This is a genomic window from Gillisella vitis, assembly GCF_021559775.1.
Classification (GTDB): Bacteria; Pseudomonadota; Alphaproteobacteria; order Rhizobiales; family Rhizobiaceae; genus Allorhizobium; species Allorhizobium ampelinum.
In genome coordinates, this window is sequence record NZ_CP056047.1 from 1758311 (window position 1) to 1784137 (window position 25827).

24 protein-coding genes, 1 pseudogene and 1 riboswitch are annotated in these 25827 nt (G+C 59.4%); of the genes and pseudogenes, 6 read left to right on the top strand and 19 right to left on the bottom strand.

Going from position 1 to position 25827, the window contains the following annotated elements:
• Positions 1 to 14: 14 nt before the first annotated feature.
• Entirely contained in the window at positions 15 to 1343 is a 1329-nt protein-coding gene (locus tag AVCG78_RS08360; protein ID WP_071584596.1) for a sirohydrochlorin chelatase, read from the bottom strand.
• A gap of 336 nt (positions 1344 to 1679) precedes the next feature.
• On the opposite strand from AVCG78_RS08360, the gene AVCG78_RS08365 reads away from it, so the two are divergent.
• The 3 genes from AVCG78_RS08365 (at position 1680) to AVCG78_RS08375 (ending at position 3071) form a co-directional block, all read left to right on the top strand.
• The gene (locus tag AVCG78_RS08365; protein WP_015916317.1) at positions 1680 to 2465 is read left to right on the top strand and encodes a TSUP family transporter; all 786 of its coding nucleotides are present in this window, start codon (positions 1680 to 1682) and stop codon (positions 2463 to 2465) included.
• 64 nt (positions 2466 to 2529) lie between these two features.
• Positions 2530 to 2778, top strand: a complete 249-nt coding sequence (locus AVCG78_RS08370) for a type II toxin-antitoxin system ParD family antitoxin (RefSeq protein WP_071205627.1) — start codon at positions 2530 to 2532, stop codon at positions 2776 to 2778.
• The gene (locus AVCG78_RS08375) at positions 2775 to 3071 is read left to right on the top strand and encodes a type II toxin-antitoxin system RelE/ParE family toxin (RefSeq protein ID WP_071205626.1); all 297 of its coding nucleotides are present in this window, start codon (positions 2775 to 2777) and stop codon (positions 3069 to 3071) included. Before AVCG78_RS08370 ends, AVCG78_RS08375 begins: the two co-directional genes overlap by 4 nt.
• A 51-nt stretch (positions 3072 to 3122) precedes the next feature.
• On the opposite strand, the gene cobO is transcribed toward AVCG78_RS08375, so the two are convergent.
• The 6 genes from cobO to AVCG78_RS08405 form a co-directional block, all read right to left on the bottom strand.
• On the bottom strand, positions 3123 to 3767 hold the full coding sequence (gene cobO, locus AVCG78_RS08380) for a cob(I)yrinic acid a,c-diamide adenosyltransferase (protein ID WP_071205623.1): 645 nt from the start codon (positions 3765 to 3767) through the stop codon (positions 3123 to 3125).
• Positions 3764 to 7546: a cobaltochelatase subunit CobN gene (cobN, locus tag AVCG78_RS08385; protein WP_156582997.1), complete on the bottom strand. Its 3783-nt coding sequence runs from the start codon at positions 7544 to 7546 to the stop codon at positions 3764 to 3766. The genes cobO and cobN overlap by 4 nt, the downstream gene beginning before the upstream one ends.
• A 3-nt stretch (positions 7547 to 7549) precedes the next feature.
• A complete protein-coding gene (cobW, locus tag AVCG78_RS08390) occupies positions 7550 to 8623 on the bottom strand; it encodes a cobalamin biosynthesis protein CobW (protein WP_071205619.1) in 1074 nt (357 codons plus the stop codon).
• 3 nt (positions 8624 to 8626) lie between these two features.
• The gene (gene cobU / locus AVCG78_RS08395) at positions 8627 to 9154 is read right to left on the bottom strand and encodes a bifunctional adenosylcobinamide kinase/adenosylcobinamide-phosphate guanylyltransferase (RefSeq protein ID WP_071205617.1); all 528 of its coding nucleotides are present in this window, start codon (positions 9152 to 9154) and stop codon (positions 8627 to 8629) included.
• A gap of 4 nt (positions 9155 to 9158) precedes the next feature.
• Positions 9159 to 9461: a hypothetical protein gene (locus AVCG78_RS08400; RefSeq protein WP_071205615.1), complete on the bottom strand. Its 303-nt coding sequence runs from the start codon at positions 9459 to 9461 to the stop codon at positions 9159 to 9161.
• A 140-nt stretch (positions 9462 to 9601) separates the two neighbouring features.
• A riboswitch (cobalamin riboswitch) is annotated at positions 9602 to 9984 on the bottom strand.
• A gap of 47 nt (positions 9985 to 10031) precedes the next feature.
• On the bottom strand, positions 10032 to 10496 hold the full coding sequence (locus AVCG78_RS08405) for a hypothetical protein (RefSeq protein ID WP_015916325.1): 465 nt from the start codon (positions 10494 to 10496) through the stop codon (positions 10032 to 10034).
• 450 nt (positions 10497 to 10946) lie between these two features.
• Between AVCG78_RS08405 and AVCG78_RS08410 the strand changes: the two genes are divergently transcribed.
• Positions 10947 to 11090, top strand: a complete 144-nt coding sequence (locus AVCG78_RS08410) for a DUF1127 domain-containing protein (RefSeq protein ID WP_015916326.1) — start codon at positions 10947 to 10949, stop codon at positions 11088 to 11090.
• Positions 11091 to 11243: 153 nt separating this feature from the next.
• A complete protein-coding gene (trmFO, locus tag AVCG78_RS08415; protein WP_071584598.1) occupies positions 11244 to 12701 on the top strand; it encodes a methylenetetrahydrofolate--tRNA-(uracil(54)-C(5))-methyltransferase (FADH(2)-oxidizing) TrmFO in 1458 nt (485 codons plus the stop codon).
• Positions 12702 to 12763: 62 nt separating this feature from the next.
• Here the strand turns inward: trmFO and AVCG78_RS08420 are convergent, their stop codons facing one another.
• The 5 genes from AVCG78_RS08420 to yajC form a co-directional block, all read right to left on the bottom strand.
• Positions 12764 to 13228 (bottom strand): hypothetical protein, encoded by a 465-nt coding sequence (locus AVCG78_RS08420; RefSeq protein ID WP_041696704.1) that lies wholly within the window; start codon positions 13226 to 13228, stop codon positions 12764 to 12766.
• 243 nt (positions 13229 to 13471) lie between these two features.
• Complete coding sequence (locus AVCG78_RS08425) at positions 13472 to 14335, bottom strand: phytoene/squalene synthase family protein (protein ID WP_071205661.1); 864 nt, start codon at positions 14333 to 14335, stop codon at positions 13472 to 13474.
• A 4-nt stretch (positions 14336 to 14339) separates the two neighbouring features.
• Positions 14340 to 14726: an Mth938-like domain-containing protein gene (locus tag AVCG78_RS08430; RefSeq protein ID WP_071205610.1), complete on the bottom strand. Its 387-nt coding sequence runs from the start codon at positions 14724 to 14726 to the stop codon at positions 14340 to 14342.
• A 3-nt stretch (positions 14727 to 14729) separates the two neighbouring features.
• Positions 14730 to 17300, bottom strand: coding sequence for a protein translocase subunit SecDF (gene secDF / locus AVCG78_RS08435; RefSeq protein WP_071205659.1), 2571 nt, complete (start codon positions 17298 to 17300; stop codon positions 14730 to 14732).
• A 209-nt stretch (positions 17301 to 17509) separates the two neighbouring features.
• Entirely contained in the window at positions 17510 to 17881 is a 372-nt protein-coding gene (gene yajC, locus AVCG78_RS08440) for a preprotein translocase subunit YajC (protein WP_071584601.1), read from the bottom strand.
• Between the two features lie 209 nt (positions 17882 to 18090).
• On the opposite strand from yajC, the gene AVCG78_RS08445 reads away from it, so the two are divergent.
• Positions 18091 to 18957 carry an ATP-binding protein gene (locus AVCG78_RS08445; RefSeq protein ID WP_071205606.1) on the top strand — a complete coding sequence of 289 codons (867 nt, stop codon included), beginning with the start codon at positions 18091 to 18093 and terminating at the stop codon, positions 18955 to 18957.
• A 115-nt stretch (positions 18958 to 19072) separates the two neighbouring features.
• Here the strand turns inward: AVCG78_RS08445 and AVCG78_RS08450 are convergent, their stop codons facing one another.
• The 7 genes and pseudogenes from AVCG78_RS08450 to AVCG78_RS08480 all read right to left on the bottom strand — a co-directional run bounded on the left by AVCG78_RS08450 (position 19073) and on the right by AVCG78_RS08480 (position 25743).
• Entirely contained in the window at positions 19073 to 20716 is a 1644-nt protein-coding gene (locus tag AVCG78_RS08450) for a LysM peptidoglycan-binding domain-containing M23 family metallopeptidase (protein WP_156582998.1), read from the bottom strand.
• A gap of 224 nt (positions 20717 to 20940) precedes the next feature.
• Positions 20941 to 21594, bottom strand: a complete 654-nt coding sequence (locus AVCG78_RS08455) for a protein-L-isoaspartate(D-aspartate) O-methyltransferase (RefSeq protein ID WP_071205602.1) — start codon at positions 21592 to 21594, stop codon at positions 20941 to 20943.
• The gene (gene surE, locus AVCG78_RS08460) at positions 21591 to 22361 is read right to left on the bottom strand and encodes a 5'/3'-nucleotidase SurE (RefSeq protein WP_071205600.1); all 771 of its coding nucleotides are present in this window, start codon (positions 22359 to 22361) and stop codon (positions 21591 to 21593) included. The genes AVCG78_RS08455 and surE overlap by 4 nt, the downstream gene beginning before the upstream one ends.
• 32 nt (positions 22362 to 22393) lie before the next feature.
• The gene (gene serS / locus AVCG78_RS08465; RefSeq protein WP_071205598.1) at positions 22394 to 23677 is read right to left on the bottom strand and encodes a serine--tRNA ligase; all 1284 of its coding nucleotides are present in this window, start codon (positions 23675 to 23677) and stop codon (positions 22394 to 22396) included.
• A gap of 41 nt (positions 23678 to 23718) precedes the next feature.
• Complete coding sequence (gene tatC / locus AVCG78_RS08470) at positions 23719 to 24531, bottom strand: twin-arginine translocase subunit TatC (protein ID WP_071205596.1); 813 nt, start codon at positions 24529 to 24531, stop codon at positions 23719 to 23721.
• Positions 24532 to 24731: 200 nt separating this feature from the next.
• Positions 24732 to 25433 (bottom strand): annotated as a pseudogene (gene tatB / locus AVCG78_RS27300) (Sec-independent protein translocase protein TatB); the annotation flags it as partial.
• A 94-nt stretch (positions 25434 to 25527) separates the two neighbouring features.
• Positions 25528 to 25743 (bottom strand): twin-arginine translocase TatA/TatE family subunit, encoded by a 216-nt coding sequence (locus AVCG78_RS08480; RefSeq protein WP_071205594.1) that lies wholly within the window; start codon positions 25741 to 25743, stop codon positions 25528 to 25530.
• Positions 25744 to 25827 lie beyond the last annotated feature (84 nt).

The following is a 25827-nucleotide window of genomic DNA, read 5'->3' on the forward strand; positions in this document are numbered from 1 at the left end:
GTCGAATAAGGCCATCAGGTCTTCTTCATGGATTTTGGCCCGAGCGGATGATCCGCATGGGGGTAAGGCGCATGGGTATGGCTGTGGGCGTGTCCATGGTCGTGATGGTGGTCATGCCCGTGGTGGGCGTGTCCATGGTCGTGCGTGTGATCATGCCCATGGTGGTCGTGGCTATGGTCATGACCACAGCCGCAATCCGACCCGTGTTCGTGGACATGCGCCTTACCGCTGGACGGCGCATTCATCACCGCTTCCAGTCCCGCATCTGGGCTGGCATTCAGCAAATGCCCGTATTTGCCGCCAAGCGTTGTCGATGCGCCATAGTCGAAAGCCGGTTGCAGCGGGGCCGGATCGGCATGGCTATGCACCGGCGTCCACGGCAGGCCATGCTTGAGACAGAACGCCTGATCGCGGCAGGAGGCGTCGCAATCGCCCTTGCACGGACAGTCTTCCAGCCCGCCGCCAATGCCCTCGACATGATGGTGGTGGCTTTCCTGCGGCTGGCCGATATCGGCCTCGAAGCCTAGAACCTGTTCGCGGTATTTGCACATCTGGCAGTTCATCACCGCCGCCCCTTCGAGGATTTCGTGCACCCGGTCCTGAAAGGCATCCAGCACCAGCGGATGGTCGTTGAGATAGCTGGCCTTGACGAACTGGATATCCGGATGGCGGGCTGCCACCTCATCGGTATAGCTGTAGATCCGCTTCACCAGCACGCCGGTAAACAGGAAATAGGGGAAGACGATAATGCGTTTGTAACCCAGTTTGGCGGCATGGGTCAGGCCCGGCTCCACCAGCGGAAAGGTCACGCCGGAATAACAGGTTTCGCCCCAGCCAAAGCCCATGCCTTCCCACAGCATCCGCATCACTTTGGTGGCGTTAGAATTGGCATCGGGATCGGAAGAGCCGCGCCCGACCACCATCAGCAGCGTGTCATGCTTATCGACAAAACCCAGTTGCGCATTCGCCTCATCTACTGCTGCCTGGATGCGATCACCGGCAGCGCGGATCATCTTCAGGTCGATGCCAAGCTCGCGCCCATAGTTGATCACCATGCCCGGGTTCTGCGCCTGATAGGTATTCAGCACGGAGGGAATATCGTTCTTGGCATGGCCCGCCGCAAACAGCATGCCCGGCACGGCCAGAACCCGTGTCACGCCCTTTTCCCGCAAGCTGTCGAGACCTGCCGAGATCACCGGATTGCAGAATTCCAGATAGCCGTATTCGACGGGGAGGTCGGGATTGCGCGCTTTCAGCCCTTCGGCGATGACAGCGAATTCGCGCGCCGCATTCTGGTTGCGGCTGCCATGTCCACAGACCATGATTCCGAGTTTTTCTGCCATGACAAAAGGCTCCCTGCTTCGTTTCGTTTTATGTACGAAGCGCCGGAGCCGCCGGTTTTTCCGGCATCTCCTATGGCCTTTGGGACAGCTCCGGAATTGGCCCCCTGATTGGGTCAGCCGCACCGGACGATTCCAGCCTGTCGAACAGGCGCCGTCGCACATCTTGAGGGGCAGGAATAGCGAAGGCCCGGTTCCGGGTCAAACCGCAATTTCAGCCGGAGACGATCCGCCACGGTCAAGATCATTCTCACGGAAAATTTTCCTCTCAAACCGATTACCGTTTCGCAGGGAATGCAGTAAGAGGCTTGATACGCCCCTCTTCTGCGGATTTCCCCGATGACCGATATTGCCATCCAAGCCCTGATCTTCCTGTTTTTTGCCGCCTTCATTGCAGGTTTTGTCGATTCCATTGCCGGTGGTGGCGGGTTGATCACCATTCCCGCCATGCTGATTGCCGGTATTCCACCGCTGGAAACGCTGGGAACCAACAAATTGCAGGGCATGTTCGGCTCGGCCTCTGCCACCATCGCCTATGGCCGCAAGGGTCATGTGAACCTGAAGAAACAATTGCCGATGGCCGCCATGTCGGTGCTGGGTGGCGCGATTGGCGCTGTCATCGCGACCTATGTGCCGGGCGATGTGCTGAAAGCGTTGATGCCGTTTCTGCTGGTGGCGATTGCCGCCTATTTCGCCCTGAAGCCGAATATTTCCGACGTCGATAGCCACCAGCGGATGACGCCATTCCTGTTTGGCCTGACCCTTGCGCCACTAATCGCCATTTATGACGGCGTCTTCGGCCCCGGCACCGGCTCTTTCCTGATGCTGGCCTTCGTTTCGCTCGCCGGTTTCGGGATGTTGAAAGCCACCGCCCACACAAAACTGCTGAATTTCGGCTCCAATGTCGGCGCCTTCCTGGTCTTCGTCTTCAATGGCGTGGTTTTGTGGAAAATCGGCATTGTCATGGGCATCGGTCAGTTCCTGGGCGCCCAGACCGGCTCGAAACTGGCAATGAAAAGCGGTGCCAAAATCATCAAGCCGCTGTTGATCGTCACCTGCATCGGGCTGGCGATAAAGCTGCTGCTGGACCCGACCAATCCGGTGCGGGTCTGGATGGGGATTTGAACCACGTTGCTATGTTTACAACCATCCACTATATTCATTTTGAATACAGGATAGAGGTTTACCCATGGCAACAACCAGCCTGACACTTGGCCCGCATTGGGAAGGCTTCATCAAGCAGCAGATAAACAGTGGCCGCTATGCCTCTGCGAGCGAAGTGGTGCGCGACGCGCTCCGCGAGTTGGAGGAGCGGGAAGAAAAGCTGAAAATTTTGCGCCATCAGATCGACACGGGTTGGCAACAGGCAGACCGTGGAGAGTTTGCAGAGGATTGGTCGCTCCAGTCCCTCAATGAAAAGCTCGACCGCGAACAATGAGCGGCAAAAGCTATCGGGTTACTGAAATAGCACGTCTCGATGTCGAGGATATCGGTCGTTACACCAACAAAACCTGGGGCAAGCGTCAGAGAAACGATTATCTACGAGCCTTGTTCAGCAGGTTCGAGTTTCTCGCTGAATTTCCCTATTCTGGACAAAAGCATGACCACATCAGGGAAGGCCTTTTCGGTTTTTCCGAGGGCGCGCATGTGATCTTTTACCGGATCAATGCCGGTGGGATCGACATCCTCCGTGTCCTTCATCAGCGCATGAGCCTGGAAGGGCGACTGTAACAGCCCCGATCAAATAACAGCGCGCGCCCCAGAATAATCAGTTCTGCGCCATCAGAACTCCACACCCAGCTGCGCCTTGATGCCGGAGCGAAACGGGTGTTTGACCAGTTCCATTTCCGTCACCAGATCGGCAATCTCGATCAGCTCATCCTTGGCATTGCGGCCCGTCAGCACCACATGGGTCATGGGCGGTTTTTCTTCCGACAGGAAGGCAACGACTTCGGCCAGGTCAATATAGTCGTAGCGGATGGCGATATTGATTTCGTCGAGCAGCACCATGCTGTTGGCGGGATCGCGGATCAGTTCCTTGGCCTTGTCCCAGGCGGCTCTGGCCATGGCCATGTCGCGGGCCTTGTCCTGGGTCTCCCAGGTAAAGCCCTCGCCCATGGTGTGGAAAGCGCAGAGGTCGGAAAAATGCCGCAGGATCAGGTCGCGTTCGCCGGTTGACATCGCCCCCTTGATGAATTGCACCACCGCGCATTTCTTGCCATGGGCGATATGGCGGAAAATCATCCCGAAGGCTGCCGAGGACTTGCCCTTGCCCTTGCCGGTATGGACGATGATCAGGCCCTTTTCGCCGGTCTTGGTCGCCATGATCTTGTCGCGCGCCGCCTTTTTCTTCGCCATCTTCTCGGCGTGGCGGGCAAGATCGTCCGACGGTGCTGCAACGGCTCCGCTATCGACGGTTTCGGTCATAGGGCATTCTCCAATTGGATAGGCTGTAAAATCTGGGCGTCAGAAATCTGGGACAAATGATATCTCGCCGAATTGCTGCGCGGCGTCCAGAGGCCGCGATCAATGGCTTCCAACAGCCGCTGCGACATGTCCTTCAAGGCAGCCGGGTTTTTATCGGCCATGAAAGCCCGCACCCGGTCATCGCCAATAAAAGCCCGGTAGACGGCGTCGAAATGCGGCTGGCGCACGGCGCCGGTGGTGGCGGCAAAGGCGAACAGATAATCCACGGAGGCGGCAATTTCGAACGCGCCCTTATAGCCGTGACGCATCACGCCTTCGATCCATTTCGGATTGACGACACGAGCGCGCACCACCCGGCCAATCTCTTCCTCCAGCGTGCGGATCACAGGCTTTTCCGGTCGGGAATGGTCGTTGTGGTAGACGGTTGGCCTGCGACCCGAGAGCTGCTCGACCGCTGCCGTCATGCCACCCTCGAACTGATAGTAATCGTCGCTATCCAGCAGATCATGCTCGCGATTGTCCTGGTTCTGCACCACGGCCTGCACGCCCTGTAAGCGCTCTTCGAACAGGCCGCGCTCAGCCCTGCCTTCTTCGCCCGCGCCGTAAGCGTAAGCGCCCCAGACCAAATAGGCCTCGGCCAGATCGGCCCGGCGCTCCCAGCCCTTTTCATCGATCAAGGCTTGCAGGCCCGCACCGTAAGCGCCGGGTTTCGAGCCGAACACCCGGTAGCCCGCCCGGCGGCTGGCGGTCTTTTCGTCCAGCCCCTGTTGCTGAAACAAGACTGTTTCAGCCTTGATGCGCGCTGCAATCGGGTTATCCGCCGCATCCTCATCCAGAGCGCCAACTGCTCGCACCGCCTTGTCGAACAAGGCGATCTGCTCAGGAAAGGCATCGCGGAAAAACCCTGATATCCGCAGCGTTACATCGACACGCGGGCGACCCAAAATTGCCTGGGGAATGATCTCATAGCCGGTCACCCGGCGGGAGGCGCTGTCCCAGAGCGGCTTGACGCCGATCAGCGCCAGCGCCTGGGCAATATCATCGCCGCCCGTGCGCATATTGCTGGTACCCCAGGCGGTAATGCCAAACGATACCGGCCACTCGCCATGGTCCTGCACATAGCGGGCAACCAGCAGTTCGGCGGATTTCTGGCCGAGTTGGTAAGCGGCAGGCGTCGGCACGGCGCGGCTATCGACGGAGTAGAAATTACGCCCGGTCGGCAGCACATCCGGTCGTCCCCGCGTCGGCGCACCGGACGGACCGGGAGCGACGAAGCGGCCAGACAGTCCTTTGAGCAGTCCGGCGATTTCCGCTGGGCCGGATTTGATCACGCTCGGTTTCAGCCGGGCTTCAACCTCATCCAGAACAGCGCTTGTGTTTTGCCAGCCTTGGGGACAGGCAAACCTGCACGACACCATGTCTGCGGCCAGCAATTCGATCCGCTCGACCGTATCGCCCTTGGTGCGCCAGGGGGCTTGCGTCAGGTTTCTCAGAAGGTCGGGCTGCGGCCCGTCCCATATATCGGAAAACACACAGTCCAGAGGGTCGAAATCGGCCCAACCGCCAAGCGCATCGGCAGCAATCGCCCGGTGCAGACTGGCATCGCCGCCCTGGCCCCCTTGGCTCTGCCCTTGTCCACGCGGCACCCGCGCCAAGGCCACGACCAGATCGGTCAGCAACCGGCCTTGCGGTGCCTGCCCGAAAATATGCAGGCCGTCGCGGATCTGCATTTCCTTGAGGTCGCAGAGATAGGCGTCGAGCTTGGTCAGCTTGACCTCCTCCGCCTCGCCCCCGGCAATGCCCGCATCCTCATCCAAACCGATATCGGCGACCAGATCAAGGATCTGGGATTTCAACAAGGTAACCCGGCGTGGATCGCCGCCCATCGCCTGGTAATATTCATCGACCAGCGCTTCCAGATCCTTCAGCGGACCATAGCTTTCCGCCCTGGTCAGCGGCGGGGTCAGGTGATCGATAATAACGGCGCTCGCCCGGCGCTTGGCCTGCGTACCCTCACCGGGATCGTTGACGATGAAGGGATAGAGATGCGGCACCGGGCCCAGCACCGCTTCGGGATAACAGCTCTCGCTCAGCGCCAGTGCCTTGCCCGGCAACCATTCCAGATTGCCGTGCTTGCCCATATGAATGATGGCGTGAACGCCAAATCTCTGGCGGAGAAATGCGTAGAAGGCGAAATAGCCGTGGGGCGGCACCAGATCCGGCGAATGATAGCTGTCCTTCGGATCGATATTATAGCCCCGCGCTGGCTGAATGCCGACCATCACCTTGCCGAACCGCAGCAGCGGCAGCGCGAAACCATCCCCGGCAAAAAATGGATCGGCCTGCGGCTCCCCCCATCTGTCGCTAATCTCCCGCCTGATCTTGTCAGGCAGGTTCCTGAAAAACCGCTGGTAATCGGCAAGCGGCAGGGTCTCGCGGATCACCCTGCCCTTCACCGCCGCATTGGTGACACCTGCCATCAGTGTCGCCATCAGCGCATCAGAGTTGGCGGGCAGCACGCCGGTGTCATAGCCTTCGGCCTTCAGGGCCTTCAACACTTCAAGGCTGGCGGCAGGGGTATCCAGCCCGACACCATTGCCCAGGCGTCCATCCCGGTTGGGATAGTTGGCCATGATCAGGGCGACCTGCCGTTCTGGCGCAGGCGTGTGCCTCAGCCGCGCCCAATTGGCGGCCAGGCTGGCGACGAACGCCATGCGGCCCTGGTCCGGCGCATGGCTGACCAAGGTGGTTTCCACCCGCGCATCATAGCGGGCAGCGGATTTGAACGAGACAGCCCGGGTCAACACCCGCCCGTCCACCTCCGGCAGCGCGACATTCATGGCGAGATCGCGGGCACTCAGCCCTTGCATCGATGCGTCCCACACAGAGCGTGGCGACGAGGAAAACAGCGCCTGCAATACCACGGCACCCTGCTCGTCCAGCACGGTCGAGGGCGCATCAGTGCCCGGAACGGACACGGCAAAGCCTGTCGTATTGACCACCACATCCGGTGCGGCCTGTTTAAAAATCATCCGCAGCGTCTCAACGCAGACAGCATCTTTCAGACTGGCGACAAACACCGGCAAGACCCGCAGGCCCTGCGCTTGCAGCGCCTCAATCATCGCCTCAACCGGCGCGGTCTCGCCGCTCTGGACGAGGGCGCGGTAAAAACAGAGGGCGGCAATCGGCCCCTCGCCTGCAAGCGTCTGCCACGCCGGAACGTCGATCGCCCCTCGCCCCGGCCACCACAGCCCGGCTTTCAGCAGCGGCAAAGCCTCTTGCGGTTTTGGTGCATTGGTCAGCAGCGCTTGCGCAAAAGCCACGAAATGGCTGGCATTGCTATCGCCGCCCTCAATCAGATAGGCCCAAAGCGCCGATAAATCCGAGGCATCCAGATTTGAAAAAGCCTCCAGCCCGGGATCCGGCTTGTCGTCGCCGGGCAGGACGGCAATTTTTATCCCATGGCGGCGGGCGCAGGCGTGCAGCGCTTCCAGCGCATAATGAAAATAGCTGGCCCCACCCAGCGCCCTGACAACGATCAGTTTCGCATGACGGGCGGTGCGCTCGATATAGGTATCGACCGACATCGGATGTTTCAGCGCCATCAGGCTGGCCAGCCGCCATGTCGCAGTCTCGGCTTGCCGCGCCAGCGCCGCCGCTATGGCCGATAGCTCGGTATCGGCGGCAGACAGAAACAGGATATCCCCTGGCGTCTGGCCAAGGTCTATCGCGTCATCCCCGTCGCTGATCGAGCCTTGCTGGGCAAGCAGAAGATGCATGGCTTACGCTGCCGCCCGGATGGCATCGGCAATCGCCAATTGGTCGAGATCATGCAGGCCGATCACCACCAGCCGCGTCGCCCGCTGCTCGCCAGAGGCCCAGGGCCGGTCATAATATTGGTCAATGCGGCTGCCGACCGCCTGCACCACCAGCCGCATCGGCTTGCCCGGCACATCGACGAAGCCTTTCAGCCGCAGCACGTCATGCGCTTCGATCACGGTCTTCAAGCCATCGACAAAACGGTCCGGCTCGCGCACCTGCGGCAGATCGACAACAAAACTGTCGAATTCGTCGTGGTCGTGATGATGGTCATGGTCCTCACCGCTCGCATGCAGCGCCTCATGCTCCAGCTCGTGATGGGACTTGCGATTGTCGATATCGGCTTCCGAACCCGCACCGATACCAAGCAGCACCATGACAGGTACATCGCCATTCTTCGCCTCGATCAATGTCGGCTTGCGGCTCATCCGTGCGGTCACATCGGTTCGCACTTTGGCAAGACCATCGGCATCGAGCAGATCGGTCTTGTTGAGCACGATCAGGTCGGCGCAGGTCAACTGGTCCTCGAACAGCTCCTCAATCGGGCTTTCATGGTCGAGACTGTCATCAGCAGCGCGCTGGGCATCGATCCGGTCGTGGTCGTCGGCAAACCGGCCAGCGGCGACAGCGGCGCTATCGACCACCGTCACAACACCATCCACGGTCACGCGAGTGCGGATGTCCGGCCAGTTGAAGGCGGCCACCAGCGGCTGCGGCAAAGCAAGGCCGGAGGTCTCGATGACGATATGGTCGGGCAACACATCCCGTGCCAGAAGCTTTTGCATGGTCGGCACGAAATCATCAGCAACGGTGCAGCAGATACAGCCATTGGTCAGTTCGATAATGTCGTCCTCGGTGCAGGTCTCGGCGCCGCAGCCTTTCAGCACTTCGCCATCCACACCCAGATCACCAAACTCGTTGATAACAAGCGCAATTTTCTTGCCACCCGCATTCATCAGCATATTGCGGATGATCGTCGTCTTGCCCGCGCCGAGAAAGCCGGTGATAACCGTGACGGGAATCTTCTTTTGCAACATTGTTCAGCCTTTCATTTTCAGGGGCAGGCCAGCCGCGACGAAGTAAACCTCGTCAGCGCTTGCCGCGATCAATTGATGAAGCCGTCCGGCATGGTCGCGGAAATGGCGCGCCATGCGGTTTTCCGGCACGATGCCAAGGCCGACTTCATTGGAAACAAGCACGATGGAGGCGGAAAGCCGGGGCAGCAGATCCGCAAGGGCTTGCGCCTCAGCGGCCATGTCGCGCCCCTCCTCCATCATCAGATTGGTCACCCAGAGCGTCAGGCAGTCAACCAAGATGACCCGGCCCGGCGCATCGATAAACGTCAGCCTGTCCACCAGCGCCAGCGGCTCCTCATGCGTCACCCAGAGCGGGCCGCGATCCTGCTGGTGCTGGTTGATCCGGGCGCGCATTTCCTCGTCCCAGGCCCGCCCGGTCGCCAGATAATGACGCTCCAGGCCGGTCTCCGCACAAAGCTGTTCGGCAAAATGCGACTTGCCGGACCGCGCGCCTCCGAGAACGAAGACACGTTTCGAAACTGTCTCGGCCATGGCGTCAGTTTCCACCGGCAGGCGGCGTGTAGAGCCCGCTGGAGCGCGGCACGAAGCCCGGCCATGCGGATGGGGCTGCATCGGCAGCAGATGGCGCAGACGTCCGCACATCCGGCCTTGGCTGCGACAGCGCCCCGCCAAAGGTGGAATTGGAACCGGACGGTGCGCGCAATTGCTGCTCCGCAGGCCGCTCGGAAGGGCCAGAAGGCGTATGACGGGAAAACGGCAGCAACGCAAAAACCAGCGCCGCCAGCACAAGCAGAGCTAAGGCCGCACCTATGCTGCGTGATGACACGAGCGTCATCATGACCTGCCTCCGTTAGGCGCAGGCGTCATACTGCAAAACGGCCAAAAGACCGTGGAGCGGAGCCTGGAAGGCCCGCGATCAATCTGTTGCGCCACGACAACCTCCGTGCTGGCGTCGGGGATCTCTCCCCCAATTGGGCGTAAAGCCCGTCACGGACGGCAGGTCTCCTGGCTCACAGCGTCAAACCGGTACCATAACGGCACCCGTTCGCAGATTTCCCTCACCTTCCCGGAGGTCATAGCAAAAGCGAAAAGGCGGACGATTCGTAGATAAAGAGGCGTCCAACCCCGGCAGATCGCTTTGCCACTCCAGTGGCTTTTCCGGTCCATCCGCTCATCGCACCGGCCACACCACGCGGCCCGCCATGCAAGGATCGTCAAAACCGGATGGAAAACCCTCGCTGTTCTACAGTCGCGGGGTCGGCTGCGTTTGGCATGCCCTGTCTGGGTCCACGCCTTCGCATTCCCTTTTGCTTTCCAGCCTCAATCTCTTCAGGCCGAAAACCATCCACATCTAGGGTTAGCAGAATGAGACTTTAAGTCAATCATACAAGCCATGAGCTACTACCCACTATAGCTTTGGCGCGGTCAGGGAAAACAGCGAGCGTATCCGGGCTGAAATTTCTTCCGCCAGGCTTTCAGGGCCAAGCGTCTGGTCATTGGTAATGGTCAGCACCTTGAACGCGCCCTGAGCGACCACATCACCGGTTTCAACCGAGGCAGCACTGACTTTGACCTCGGCCTCGTTATGCTGCTTGTCCAGCCCAAGCCCACTCGCCATCGCCTCGACCCTGACCGTCAGAATCACCCGTGGCAGAACCTCGCTGCGCACCGTAGCGGCGACGGCAGCCGACAGACGCCGCTCCACACCCTGAACCAGAACCAACGGCACTTTTGGACCAGCCAGTACGGTGACCGCACGAATATCATAGTAGAACTTCTTCCGATCTGATTGAAACAGTCCTGCCATGCACCCGGCAAGCGCCATGCAGATCGATAGAAAGGCAAGAACGCGCAAATACCGCAGCAAGGTCATACTCCGCACAAAGATATGGCACGGACCATCAAAGCCAGAGCTTGCCGCAAGCTTACGCTATAAGTCCGCAACGGAGATAGACGTGATGACGGCGTTTTGACGAATTATGCCGCCTTTTGCTGGCCACAAAGCAGGGAATGTTGCGCAAAAGAAAATATCCGCTGGATTCTTGTTAAACAAAGCCATTATGGGACCGTCTTGCGCCTGAAGGTCGGCGATTCCACACCCTCGGACCGGTGAGAATTTCACTCGAAAAAGGCCTGTTTTGAGCGTCCCAAGATCACGCTCAAATCTTAGCCGAAGCACAATTAATAGCCATGAATCTGCACAAACGCATAGCAGTCGCCCATTTATTGCACTGCCATAAAGACCTTCCCCGATGTATAAGCATGTCAACAGCTGAGGCGGGAGAGACCGCCGGATCAGCAACCAAGATCTCGAGGAAACGTCATGAACCCGATCCGCATTGCAAAAAACTGGATTAGCTATCGCCGCACTCTGTCCGAGCTGGGCGGCCTGTCCAACCAGACCCTGTCCGACATCGGCATCACCCGTTACGACATCCGTCACATTGCCAACCGTTCGTTCCGTTAATCGGATCCGGTTTTAAATTTGAAATTGAATGTTCGAACGGCGCTTTTGGCGCCGTTTTCTATTTCTGGATCTCCAAACCAAGCTCGCATCTCCAAAGTGCAATTTGATCGGTTGAAGATTGGAAGCGGCGGCAAGGCGTGATAAGCAGCCGCCATGACAGACAACAACACCTATTTCCCTATTCACATCATTGGCGGCGGGCTGGCTGGCTCCGAAGCCGCCTGGCAGATCGCCGAGGCGGGCGTGCCGGTCATTCTTCATGAGATGCGCGGCCTTCGCGGTACCGACGCCCATAAGACCGATAGCCTGGCCGAGCTTGTCTGCTCCAATTCCTTCCGCTCCGATGATGCCACCGCCAATGCGGTCGGGGTTATCCATGCGGAAATGCGGCTGGCCGGCTCGTTGATCATAGCCTGCGCCGACCGTCATCAGGTACCGGCAGGCGGCGCGCTTGCCGTTGACAGAGATGGCTTTGCCGAAGCTGTGACGCAGGCGCTGCATGCCCACCCGCTGGTAACCGTGGTGCGCGAGGAAATCACCGGCCTGCCGCCACGCGATTGGGATCTCAGCATTATCGCCAGCGGACCGCTGACATCACCGGCGCTGGCCGAGGCCATCCGCTCGGAAACCGGCGAGGATGCCCTTGCCTTTTTCGACGCCATCGCCCCCATCGTCCACCGCGACAGCATCAATATGGATATCTGCTGGTATCAATCGCGCTATGACAAGGTGGGGCCAGGCGGTACGGGCAAGGATTACATCAACTGCCCACTGGATGAGGCCCAGTATAACGCCTTCGTTGATGCATTGATTGCCGGTGACGCGGTCGGCTTCAAAGAATGGGAAGGCACCCCCTATTTCGACGGCTGCCTGCCCATCGAAGTCATGGCGGAACGCGGGCGTGAAACCCTGCGCCACGGGCCGATGAAGCCGATGGGGCTGACAAATTCCCATAATCCGACCGTGAAAGCCTATGCTGTCGTGCAGCTGCGCCAGGATAATGCGCTGGGCACGCTCTATAATATGGTCGGTTTTCAGACCAAGCTGCGCTACGGTGCCCAAGCCGAGATTTTCCGGATGATCCCCGGTCTGGAAAACGCCGAATTCGCCCGGTTGGGTGGCCTGCACCGCAATACCTATATCCATTCGCCCGTGCTGCTGGATCAATCCCTCTCCCTAAAGAGCAGACCCGGCCTGCGCTTTGCCGGGCAGATCACCGGCTGCGAAGGCTATGTCGAGAGCGCCTCCATCGGCCTTCTGGCCGGTCGCTTTGCCGCTGCCGAGCGCAAGGGCGACGCCTTCAGCCCGCCGCCGGTGACAACTGCGCTCGGTGCGCTGCTCAACCATATTACCGGTGGCCATATTGTGTCCGACGACGAGCCCGGTAAAAAGTCTTTCCAGCCGATGAACATCAATTTCGGCCTGTTTCCGGATCTGGAGCCGGGCTCCATCGTCAAGCCCGAGGGCGTGAAGCGATTCCGGGGCAAGGACAAGACTGTCATGAAGCGCCAGTTGATCGCCATCCGCGCCTTGGCCCATTGCCGGGAATGGTTGGGCCTGCCGCCGCACATCCCACAGCCGGTTGAGCAACTGGAAGACGCGGGCCTGTAATTTCAAGGCCCGACAATCTCAATGGACCTGATGGACCTGATGGACCTGATGGTCCAACCTACTCACGAGGACGTCTTGTCAAACCTGTCTTCCGCCGGTTCCAAATCGTTCGGCGCGATATAGTTGCCGAGCAGCCATAGCGACACTTCTGCTGCCTCGGCGGGTTTGGCGAAAATATAGTCGCCGTTATGCTGGGCGGCATCGAGAAACGTGACGTGAAAACCGTGAACGCTCTCCAGTGGTCGGACCTGCACATGCCCCGGCTCGATCAGATGGCAGGCATAATGATTGCGAAGATTGCGCATGAAACCGGCACGGTTGTCATGTAGCCTGACGAAAACCGCCTTGCCATCAGCCGTGGCATGCAGGCTGCGGATGGCTTCGCCAGGAAAGGCCCGGCCGAATTCCAGGATGGCAAGCCCGACATCGCTTAGGGTTTCGCCGTCATTGCGCTCCGCCATGCGCGAAACGTACCACGCAAAGGCGATAATGCCCAAAAACACAAAAATACCGATCCCAACGCCCACTGGCAACCTCCGGATGATGCAAGAGCAGCAATGCCGATCGAGGATCGTGCAATTGCGGCAACACTTTATATCTGCTGCATAATCCTTTGAATCGATTCCAACTTGCGGATTTTGCAGTCGGCGAGATCTAACGGATGAGCCTTGCGTGAGTTTGGAGTTTGGCGGGAGCCAAGGCAGCATTTGCCAAGGAAAAGGGAAAACCTGTGTTCTCAACCGGCTGGTTCAGTATCAACCGGACAAACTCTAGAATCGTCCCGTCATGCTAGCGCGGAGCAGCGTCAGCTGGCGGCGCCACTGGGCTCGGCGGATCGGTGTTTGCAGAATATCGGCGCCGCGCCGGCGAGCATCCCGCAGAATCGGACCGGCAAGCGCCACGGGCAGATAGGCCGGAACCAGAGACGCAGGAAGCTTGCCGCCAGCCCGCGCCTTGGCAAGATGATCAAGCCCCAGACCGGCAAAGGCTTCGATTGCTCCATCGATTCTCATCTCGTCCCTGCCCGACAGGAAGGCCTCGCGGTCAAGGCCAGTCGCCGCCAGGATTTCGTCGGGAATGTAAAGTTGCCCCCGCGCCCGATGCTGCGGCATCAGCGCCAGCAAGCCGGCAATGGCCTGAGCAACCCCGGCATGACCGGCAATGGTTGCGCAATTCAGTGCGGCCTGGGTATCCAGCACCAGGCTCGCCAGTTGGATCAGCGCCGAGGCGGTCTCTCCCGCATAGCCTTCCAGCGCCGATCTTGGCCCGATCGGATCGTCGTAAAGATCGGCAATCCGCGCATCGATCATGTCGAGCAAGGGCTGAACCGGTAAACGATAGGATTCCACCGCCGCCAAAAGCCCTGCCGCCAGCGGATTGGCCGTGGTGTCGCCATGTCCCTTGCCCGAAAGCAGGTCGCGCCAATATTGCAGCCGGATTTCGCCCGGCAAGGGCTCCCGCACCAGATCGCGCACCCGGGCAAGTTCAGCATTGAAGGCATAAAGCGCTGCCAAGGCAGGCTGTTTTTCCGGCGGGGAGAGAAGGCAGGCCAAATACCGGTCGCGGTCGATCTCCCGCAGCATAGTCAGGCAGACATCCGGGACCAATGGCGATGGTTTTACGCTTTCCGCCATGAGATCAGACTGCAATCAATGCGGCGGCGACGGGCCGTTCTTCCGCCAGCATCACATTATAGGTCCGCACCGCAGCACCTGTACTCATCGGGTCAGAACCAATGCCAGCGGCGGTCAGAGCGGCTTTAACGTCGCTGGGGATACGGCGCAGTTCCGCGCCCGTGCCGAGCAACAGGAACTCGACCTTATCCGCCTCGTCCAGCAGGCGCTGGAGGGCGGCGACCGTCAGGTCCTCGCCCTCGCGCATATCCCAGCCATAAATGCCTGATGGTAAGAGCAAAAGGGAGCCGCGATGCGACATATCCGCGAACCGGAACCCGCCATTGCCATAGGCATCAATGGGGGACCGGCCCGGAAAATGCGCCTCGCGGATGATAATGCCCTTTGCCAATGCCTATGCTCCCGCCTTGCCCGTCGCGCCATTCTTTTCCGGCTTTGCTTTTTCAGCCTTATCCGGCTCGCCCTGACCTTCAGGGCGCAGACGGAAGGCGATCAGAACCGGTGCCGCCATATAGATAGAGGAGAATGTGCCAACGAGAACCCCGAACAACATGGCGAAAGTGAAGGAGCGGATAACTTCGCCACCGAACAGGAACAGGGCCAGAAGAGCCAGAAGCGTGGTGACCGATGTCAGGATGGTCCGCGACAGGGTCTGGTTGATCGACGTGTCGATCAACACATCCAGCGGCATTTTCTTGTAACGGCGCAGGTTCTCGCGCATCCGGTCATAGACGACCACGGTATCGTTCAGCGAATAGCCGACAATCGTCAGGATGGCCGCGATACTGCTGAGGTCGAATTCCACCCCGGTGACCACGTAGAGGCCAAGCGTCAGGATGACGTCATGCAGGGTTGCAATGATGGCGCCTGCCGCAAACTGCCATTCGAACCGGATCCAGATATAGACCAGGATCGCCATCAGCGAAATCAGCACGCCGATGGTTGCCGATTTCGTCAGCTCACCAGACACGGACGGCCCGACCACTTCGGTGCGGCGGAACTCATAAGCCTGTTCCAATGCGCCGCGCACCTTGGCAACAGCCGACTGCTCGCCGTTTTCCCCTTCGTCCTGGGCCTGCAAACGGACCAGTACGCTGCTCGGATCGCCAAAACCCTGGACCTGAACATCGCCAAGATTGAGACTGCTCAACTGTTCACGGATCGCGGCGGGATCGGCATTGCCCTGACGCGCCTTCAACTCGATGATCGAACCACCGGTAAAGTCGATACCCAGCTTCATACCAACCGTGCCGAAACCGACAAGGGCGGCAATGGACAAGGCAGCCGACAGCAGGAACGTGTAACGGCGGACACCCATGAACGGGATGTTGGTTCCGTCGAAAATTCCGGTCCGAACCCCCTTGGGAAGAGCCTTGGGACGGCGCGTGTTGACCCAGACGGTAAACATCCAGCGGGTCAAACCAAAGGCGGTAAACACCGTGGTGATGATACCGATGGCAAGCGTCACCGAGAAGCCCCGCACCGGACCGGATCCAAGGAAGAACAACACACCAGCGGCAATCAGCGTCGTGACATTGGCATCGACAATGGTCGCCAAGGCCTTGTTGAAGCCGATATCGATCGACTGAATGAGGGAACGCCCGCTCTTATATTCCTCGCGGATACGCTCGTAGATCAGCACGTTGGAATCGACAGCCATGCCGATGGTCAGCACGATACCGGCGATGCCCGGCAGCGTCAGCGTCGATCCAAGCAGCGTCAGGATGGCAATAATCATGACGATATTGGCAAACAGCGCCAGCACGGCAAGCACGCCGAAGAAGCCGTAAAGCCCGATCATCAGCACCACGACCAGCCCCGCGCCGATGAAGCCGGCAGAAACCCCGGCCCGGATCGAATCGGCGCCAAGGCTTGGGCCGACGGTGCGCTCTTCGACCACGGTCAAGGTTGCTGGCAGTGCGCCAGCGCGCAGCAGGACGGCCAGGTCATTGGCGCCCTGCACCGTGAAATTACCGGAAATCTGGCCGGAGCCACCGACAATCGGTTCGCGGATCACAGGCGCGGAAATCACCTGATTGTCGAGCACGATGGCAAAGGGCCGCCCGACATTCTGCTGGGTTGCCTGGGCAAAACGCTGCGCACCACGACTATCAAAGCGGAAGCTGACCACCGGTTCGTTATTCTGCTGATTGAAGCTTGCCTGCGCATCGACCAGATCCTCCCCGGATACCAGAACCCGCTTTTCGACCAGGTAAGGCACCGCAGCCTCATCCTGGCTGTAGAGCACTTCGGACGTGGCAGGTGGGCGGCCGCTTATGGCTTCGGTGGCCGACATGCTGGTATCGACCATGCGGAAGCTCAGTTTCGCGGTCTGGTTCAACAGATTCTTCAAACGCTGCGGATCATCCAGACCCGGCACCTGCACGATGATCCGATCGGAGCCCTGACGCTGGATCAACGGCTCGGTATTGCCAAGCTCATCGACGCGGCGGCGCACGACTTCGATGGACTGGGTGAGCGCCGAGGACATGCGGTAATCTATACCGGCATCGGTGAGGTTAAACTTCAACACCCCATCGCCGCTATCGTCCAGTGTCGCTTCCTGGACGCTGCTCGACCCGAAACCGCCGGTGCTGACCGGCGCAGTCAGTGTCTGCAAGGCCTTGCGCGCCGCATCAAGCTGAGACGGATCGGTAATGCGGACCTGGACCGCCTGACCAACGCCATTCAGCCCGGTATAGCGAACGCCCGCATCGCGAAGACTGCTGCGGATATCGCCAACCACGGCTTCGAGCCGCTCCTTGACGATATCGTTGCGCTCGATCTTCAGCATGATATGCGAGCCGCCCTGCAAATCGAGGCCGAGCGTCATCTGCTTGCTCGGGAACCAGGACGGAAGACGGGCCAGTTGATCCTTGCTGAACAGATCGGGCAGCGCGATCAGGACGCTCGCCACGACGGCAAGCCAGAGGAGAATGGTTTTCCAGCGGGAGAAATGCAGCATCGACATCTCGAAGGGTAAGGTCTGGGGCAAATAGACCGGGATCGTCAAACGGAAATGGCGGCTTGATACGCCGAGCAAAATTTACCGCAGGGCAAACCAGCGCTCAACATACAAAGCGGCCATTTCAGAGGACGGAAGCGGCTTTTCTCCAGCAGACAGCAGAAAAAAGTCAGGCCGCCCTGTTGGGCGGCCCGGTGTTCAAACTTGATTCAGGAGTCGCTCTTGGCCGCGTCGGTCTTGGCAATCTCCGCCTTGACCGGTTCGCCCTTGACGCGGACTTCGGCGATCAGGCTGCGCAGCGCCTTGACCTTGACGCCATCAGCAATTTCGACTTCCAGTTCCTTGTCGTCAGTGACCTTGGTCACCTTGCCGATCAGGCCGCCACCCAGCACCACCTGGTCGCCACGGCGAATGGCCGACAGCGTTGCTTCCCGCTTTTTGAGCTGGTTGCGCTGCGGGCGGATCAGCAGGAAATACCAGATCACCATCAAGGGTGCGAAAAGCAGAAGCATTTCAAACCCGGACCCCATCCCACCAGCGGCAGGTGCTGCATCCTGAGCGAATGCCTGTGTTATGAACATGAGAAACTCCTTCGGAACCGGGGCAGCAAAGATCCTGTCCCCCCTGTTTTGCCGCCGGAATATAGGAATACCCCAAGGGAATGCAACAGAAACAGCGGCTTTGCGTACCGAATCCCCGGTCAATACACTTTCGAACCCTGTATGACCATGGTAGCGCAACGATCACAGGCGGTCTTGGACCACTTTTCCCGCGTGAACGGAGGCAAAACATGACCGATATGCTGGCTGATCTGCTGCGGGAAGTGACGCGGCTCGCCGATGCCATGGAGCGGCTGGCCGGTCCCGCCCCTGCGCTCAACGATTGGAGCGGCGCCGACTGCTTCGTCTGGCATCCGACCAATCAGCATCTGCAACCGGTGCCAAGGCCCAACCGCGTCGCGCTCGGCCTGATCAGGGGTGTCGATCGGGTGCGCGACATCCTGCATGAAAACACCGAACGGTTCGCGCTCGGCTTTGCCGCCAACAATGTCCTGCTCTGGGGCGCGCGCGGCATGGGCAAATCCTCGCTGGTCAAGGCGGTGCATGCCGATATCGTAAAGGCTACCGGCGTGCGGCTGAAACTGGTGGAAGTACACCGCGAAGACATCGCCTCCCTGCCCGCGCTGATGGACCTGCTGAAAAACAGCCAAGAGCGGGTGCTGCTGTTTTGCGACGATCTTTCCTTCGACCATGACGATACCGCCTATAAATCGCTGAAAGCGGCATTGGATGGCGGTATCGAGGGCCGTCCGGACAATGTGCTGTTTTACGCCACCTCCAACCGCCGCCACCTCCTGCCCCGGCATATGATGGAAAATGAGCAATCGACCGCCATCAACCCGTCGGAAGCTGTCGAAGAAAAGGTCTCGCTCTCCGACCGATTCGGCCTTTGGCTCGGCTTTCATAAATGCAGCCAGGACGACTACCTGGCGATGATTGACGGCTATGCCGCGCATTTCAAGCTGCCGCTGCCGCCTGAACAATTGCACGCCGAGGCTCTAGAATGGGCCACCACGCGAGGTGCGCGCTCCGGGCGAGTCGCCTGGCAGTATATCCAGGATCTGGCCGGGCGGTTGCGGGTCGAGATCGGACGCTAGGTTTTCCAGCCCAAGCGAAAGCCACTTATAAAGAAAGGCCCGGATTGCTCCGAGCCTTTCTCAACTTTCCTGAAACGCACTACCTTATTCAAGAAAAACTCTTGCGAACCAAAGCCTATTCCAGGAAGCCCATCGGGTTGACCGGGGTCGCATCCTTGCGCACTTCGAAATGCAGGGTGGGCTGGCTGGCATTGCCGCTCATGCCCGAGGTTGCCACTTGCTGGCCACGCTGCACCTTCTGGCCGCGCTGAACGGAAATGGCATCGGCATGGCCGTAAACAGTCACAGTGCCGTCGTCATGGCGAACAAGCACAGTGTTGCCGAGTTCTTTCAGACCATTGCCAGCGTAGATGACCACGCCGTTTTCGGCGGCCTTGATCGGCGTACCGGTCGGCACGGAAATATCGATACCGTCATTGCGCTTACCAGCGACATTGGCGCCAAACGGAGCCACCACCGCACCACGCACCGGCCAGCGATATTTGCCGATGCCGGTTGCATCCGGGGCCTTGTCGCCTGGATCGGCGGAGGCAACATCGGTGACCGACTTGGTCGGCGCGGCGGGCGCCGGAGCCGCAGCAGTCACCTTAGGCGCTTCCGGCTTGATATTGGCAGGCGCCGTGCTGACAGGTGTCGCGGCCAGCTTTTGATCGGCCTGCGGCAGTTCCAGCGTCTGGCCAACGCGGACACCCTGGGTGCCGAGATGGTTTGCCTGCTTCAGGGCTGCAACGGAAACACCGTTTTCGCGGGCAATCTTGGCAATCGAGTCGCCTGACTTGACCACATAGGTGCCAGCGGCAGGCGGCGTCTTGCCGGTGCCCGCGGCATTGGTGGTGTTATTTGCGGCAATATCGGTCTTGACCTTGTCGCGCAGCTTCGGATTGGTCGGCAATACCGCGACCTTTTCTTCCTGGCGCGGCGTTGGTCCAGGAGACTGATCTGGAGGCAACAGCGTGCCTTCGGCAGCAGCCGCCCTGGTCGGCGTATTGCGCGAACCGAAGGTCGGAATGAGGATGGACTGACCGGGACGCGCAGCCCCTGCCGTCGAAAGACCATTGGCCTTGACGATTTCCTTTTCCGGCACGCCGTAACGCTGTGACAAGGTGGCCAGGCTTTCGCCCGGCTTCAGCACAACGCGGGGTGCATTGACCGTGCTCCAACCATTGGCACCTTGGCCATTGGCACCAGCGCCTTGGCCAGCTGGCAGGCCGGGCTTTGCCGGCTGCGGAAGGGTGTTGGTGGACAAGCCGTCGCCGTCTTCCAGTGCAGCCGACTGGTGAGTAGCCGCCGGGAATGGCTGGGCCGAGGCCGTCTGGCGGCGCGAAGAGATCGGGCCTGTCGACGCGGTGGAGCCGGACGGCGGCGCAAGTTCGGCCTTTTGAACGGACACAGCCGAGGAGGCACGCCGTGCTGGCGAATAGGTCTGCTGGGCCGGATAGGGCTGCGTCATCGCCTGCTGGCGATTGCCATAACCACCGCCACCCATCGATCCCCCGGACGCCACTGGAGCATAAGAGCCGCCGCCATCGACATCCGTCTGGGGCACCGGTGCATTAGCCATTCCAGTGATCTGGCCGCCCGTCGAGGCGGTCGTCATCGAATCGGTTTTGGAAAACAGGCCGGAAAAGCGGCTTGAATCGGAACTGCAACCAGTTGCGACGCTTGCCATCAGGCCAACCCAGAGAATCTGGGCAACAGGCATGCCGGATTTATAAGACTGACTCTGACGCATGATACAACCCACTGACGACGCAACCATTTGTGAGTTTATTAAAGCGCGTTAGTGTTACCGGGCGGTTAACCGCGTGGAATCCTTATGAACATTCCGCAAAAAATCGCAGGAAAACCGGGGGCTACGTCTCTGGAAACCCTGCTGTGCCGGGGTTTTACAAAAAAGCCATTAACCATAAAAATTAATGGGACTGAGTCGAGCACCAGCAAACCCTCCCATTTTGGTAAATTTAGAGAGGTGGAAGCTTCCAATCAGAGGAAGGCAGCAACATTTGGGGTCAGGGGCAGATAGGGAACCTCGAACAGGTCTTCCCGCTCAAACCGGCTGCCCGTCCGGGTGAGCCGCACCATGACGCATCGATTTTCGTCCACAATGAGCGGAGCAAGCAGCACCCCGTTATGAACGAGTTGCTCGGTAAAGACTTTTGGCATCGACGGAAACGCGGCGGTCGCGATGATTCGGTCGAATGTCCCCTCGCCCGGCAAGCCCAGGCTGCCATCGCCATGACGAATAATCGCATTGCGGACTGACAATTGCTCGAGACGCGACTGCGCATCGTTGACCAGCGTCTTGTAGCGTTCCACCGAGACGACACGTTCGCAAAGCCGCGCCAGAACAGCGGTCATGAAACCGCTGCCGGTGCCGACCTCCATCACCCGCTGGCCGGGCTTGACCCGCAGGCGCTCGATCAGCCGGACGGCAAGATCGGCCCCTTCCATGAAGGCACCGCATTCGAGCGGGATCGTCTGGCGGGAATAGGCGTGTTCGGCCAGATGATGGGCGACGAATCGCGAGCGTGGCGTCTGTTCCACCGCGGTCAGCAGGTTGATGTCGGAAATTCCCTCGGAGCGCAGCCGCAGCACCAGGGCGGCAAAGCCTTCTTTTTCAAGCATGGCAGATTTCAAGACCCCACCTCCGGGTTCAGCGCGGCGGCGATGATATCCTGAACCGCATAGTCGGTCAGGTCCAGCTTCAGCGGCGTCACCGAAATACGGTTGTCACGTAATGTGCCAATATCGGTACCCGGGCGGAAATTGCCCTTGCGGTCGCCGAATCGCAGCCAGAAATAGGGCACCCCACGTCCATCCGTCCGCTCTTCGACGCTGAGCCCAAAGTCGAGTTTGCCCTGTGAGGTCACATCGACGCCCGCAACCTCGCCCGGTTCACAATTGGGGAAATTCAGGTTGAGGAATGTGCCGGGCGGCAGGTCGATGCGCATCAGCTTGGCAATCAGATTTGGGGCATGCGTTTCAGCCACATCCCAGGGAATCGAATGGCCAGCGACGTAGCTATAGGCCTGGCTAAGCGCAAACGAGCGCACTCCATGCACCGTGCCTTCGATGGCCCCAGCCACCGTGCCGGAATAGGTGACATCATCAGCAAGGTTCGCCCCGGCATTGACGCCCGATAGCACCAGATCCGGTTTGCCGGGCAGCAGTTTGCGAATGGCCATGATGACGCAATCGGTCGGCGTTCCCCGTAGGGCAAAGCGTTTCTCACCAAGCTGCCGCAGTCGCAACGGCTCCGACAGGGTCAACGAATGGGCAAGCCCGCTCTGGTCGGTTTCCGGCGCAACAATCCACACATCGTCGGACAGCGTCCGGGCTATTCTTTCCAGAACGGCCAGACCGTCTGCATGAATGCCATCGTCATTGGTCAGCAGAATCCGCATTGGTCCTCGTCAAGACATTTCCGAAGCCGGAATTAGCTGGCTTTTTCGATTCTCGTCAGACCGCCCATATAGGGCAACAATACGTCAGGCACAGTGATCGAGCCATCTTCGTTGAGATAGTTCTCCATCACTGCAATCAAGCACCGGCCAACCGCCGTACCCGAGCCGTTCAGCGTGTGAACGAAGGTCGTACCCTTGCCATCCTTGTTGCGGTAGCGGGCATTCATCCGCCGTCCCTGGAAATCGCCGCAAACCGAGCAGGAGGAGATTTCACGAAACGTGTTCTGTCCCGGCAGCCAGACTTCCAGATCGTAGGTCTTGGCGGCGCCAAAGCCCATGTCGCCGGTGCAAAGCGTCATGGTGCGGAAATGCAGGCCAAGGCGCTTCAGCACTTCTTCGGCGCAGGCCGTCATCCGCTCATGTTCCGCCAAGGCGCTCTGCGCATCGGTGATCGACACCAGTTCGCATTTCCAGAATTGATGCTGGCGCAACATGCCGCGCGTGTCACGGCCAGCTGACCCTGCTTCCGAGCGGAAGGACGGCGTCAAAGCGGTAAATCGCAGCGGCAGTTTTTCCTGATCGAGAATTTCGCCGGAGACCAGATTGGTCAGCGTCACCTCAGCCGTCGGGATCAGCCAGCGACCATCGGTGGTCTTGAACAGTTCCTCAGAAAATTTCGGCAATTGGCCGGTGCCATACATCGCCTCATCGCGCACCATCAGCGGCGAGGAGACTTCGGTATAGCCATGCTCGCTGGTATGAAGATCGATCATGAATTGGCCAAGCGCCCGCTCCAGCCGCGCCAACGGCCCGGTCAGCACCGTGAAACGTGCGCCGGAAAGCTTGGCAGCCCGGTCGAAATCCATATAGCCCAGCGCTTCACCGATTTCCGGATGCTCGATGGCCTTGTGATTCCAGCCCGGCTTCTGGCCAACAACACGCGCCACGACATTGTCGTGTTCATCCGCGCCAACAGGCACATCATCAAGCGGAATATTGGGAATGCGCGACAGGGCGTCGTTCAGTTCCGCGCTCAGGCGACGCTCGTCTTCTTCGGCAGCCGGCAGGGTGTCCTTCAGCGAGGCAACTTCGGCCTTCAGCTTTTCGGCCAGCGCCATATCCTTCTGCGCCATGGCCGCGCCGATTTCCTTGGAGGCGGAATTACGACGCGATTGCATGTCCTGCATGGACTGGACGACGGCCCGGCGCTGTTCATCAAGTGCAATCAGGCTCTGCGACAGCGGCTCTGCCCCGCGCTTTGCCAGCGCCTGATCGAGAAGCTCAGGGTTTTCACGAATCCATTTTATATCAAGCATCGTCGTTCCAAATATGTAAGCGGGCCAAATTCTGACGCAGGCTATTTCACCTCGGTGGAAGCACTGGCCTCTGCCGCAGCTTTCTTCGACCGGTCCCGTTCCACCAGCTTTGCCGCATAGATCGAGACTTCGTAGAGAAGGATGGTGGGGAGTGCAAGACCGATCTGGGACATCGGATCGGGCGGGGTCAGGATGGCCGCAACGATGAAAGCGATGACGATAAAATATTTGCGCTTTTCGGCCAGCCACTTGCTATCGATAATCCCGACCCGGGCCAGAAGCGTGGTCACCACAGGCAATTGGAAGACAAGACCGAAGGCAAAGACAAGCGACATGATCAGGCTGAGATATTCCGAAACTTTCGGCATCAGCGAAATCGCCACGTCACCCTCCCCCGGCGCCTGTTGCATGGCCAGGAAGAACCACATCACCATCGGGGTAAAGAAGAAATAGACCAGCGCCGCCCCCATCAGGAACAGGACCGGAGAGGCGACCAGGAACGGCAGGAAGGCCTGGCGCTCGTTTTTATAAAGGCCCGGCGCCACGAACTTGTAGATCTGCGCAGCAATCACCGGAAAAGCGATGACCATGGCAGAAAACATCGCCACCTTGACCTGGGTGAAGAAGAATTCCTGCGGTGCCGTATAGATCAACTCCGCTTTGCTCACATCCAGATGCGCCCAGATCACCGCCCATTTATAGGGAATGACCAGAAGATTGAACAAATGCTTGGCAAAGAAAAAACAGACGATGAAGGCCAGGAAAAACGCACCCAAAGACCAGATCAGCCGCGTCCTCAGCTCTATCAGATGCTCGATCAGCGGCTGCGGCTTGTCCTCGATGTCGTCGCTCATGCTTCACCCTTACTGGTGTCTTGCTTTTCAGTGTCTGGCGCACGCGACTCAGGCTGGCTGGCCGTCGTCTCGCCAGGGACAGTCTTCTTCCTGGACACGGTTTTCTTTTTCAATGCTGGCACAGCAACCGTCTCCGGCAGACCCTTTGTCGTTGCTGGCCGTTTGGTGCGCGTCGTCGTCTTCGGCGACGAATCCGAAACAGCAATATCCGCATCAACAGACGCCTGCGTGATCGGCGCGGTGACGGCCGCTGGTTTTAGATTTTTGACTGGCTTGGAAACAGCCTTGGCTTTCGTGGCTTTTGCCGTCTTTGCTACCTTAGGCGCCGACACTTCAGACGTCAGAACTTCAGTCGCCGTAGCGTCCGACTTTGGCTTTCGCACCCGTTTCACCGGTGCTTTTTCCACTGGGGTGACAGCTTCGGCAGCTTTGACGACCGGTGCTGTCACAGGTGCGGCGGCAGCCGAACCCGGCAATTGCGGCTTTGCCAGGGTATCCCCCAGCGGGGCCAGTGGCGGAAGATCTTCCGCCGTCATTGGCCGGGCCGGTTCATCCGCCAGCGGCAGACGGCTACTCTCATCTTCAGGGAAATGATCCACCTGCGTCGAGCGCTGGAGATCCGATCTGATATCGGCCCCCATCTGCCGCAGCGGGTTGATCGCCTCGCGCAGCGCATTGGCGGGGTTCAGCCGCTGGGCATCATCGATCGTGCGGCGCACATCGTCCATGTCAGCTTCGCGCAGGGCTTCGTCGAACTGGGCGCGAAACTCGCCCGCCGTCTTGCGCAACCGCGTCGTCATCTTGCCAAAGGCCCGCAGCATGGGCGGCAAGTCTTTCGGACCAACCACAACGATCAGCACGACCGCGATGACCAGCAATTCGCTCCAGCCAATGTCAAGCATTCTTCAGTCTCCTGAAGCCGTCGGCCAAGCGGCGACCCATTCCAGAAACAGACCGGCGCCATCGGGCACCGGCCTCATTCAATTGCACGCATGGTTATTTGTGATCGTCGGCCCGGTGGTCCACGGTCTTCGACTGATCGGCAGGCCGGGAAGCCGCATCCGGGGCAGCATCTTCGTCCGACATGCCCTTCTTGAAGTTCTTGATGCCCTTGGCAACGTCACCCATCAGTTCCGGGATCTTGCCGCGGCCAAACAACAACAGCACAATCGCCAGAACGATCAGCCAATGCCACATACTGAAAGAACCCATGGTCCCCACTCCTTATTGATCGGTCATACCGATGTAAGATGTTTGTGCATCTTTTTCAAATTACAAAATCTTTTACCTGATTGG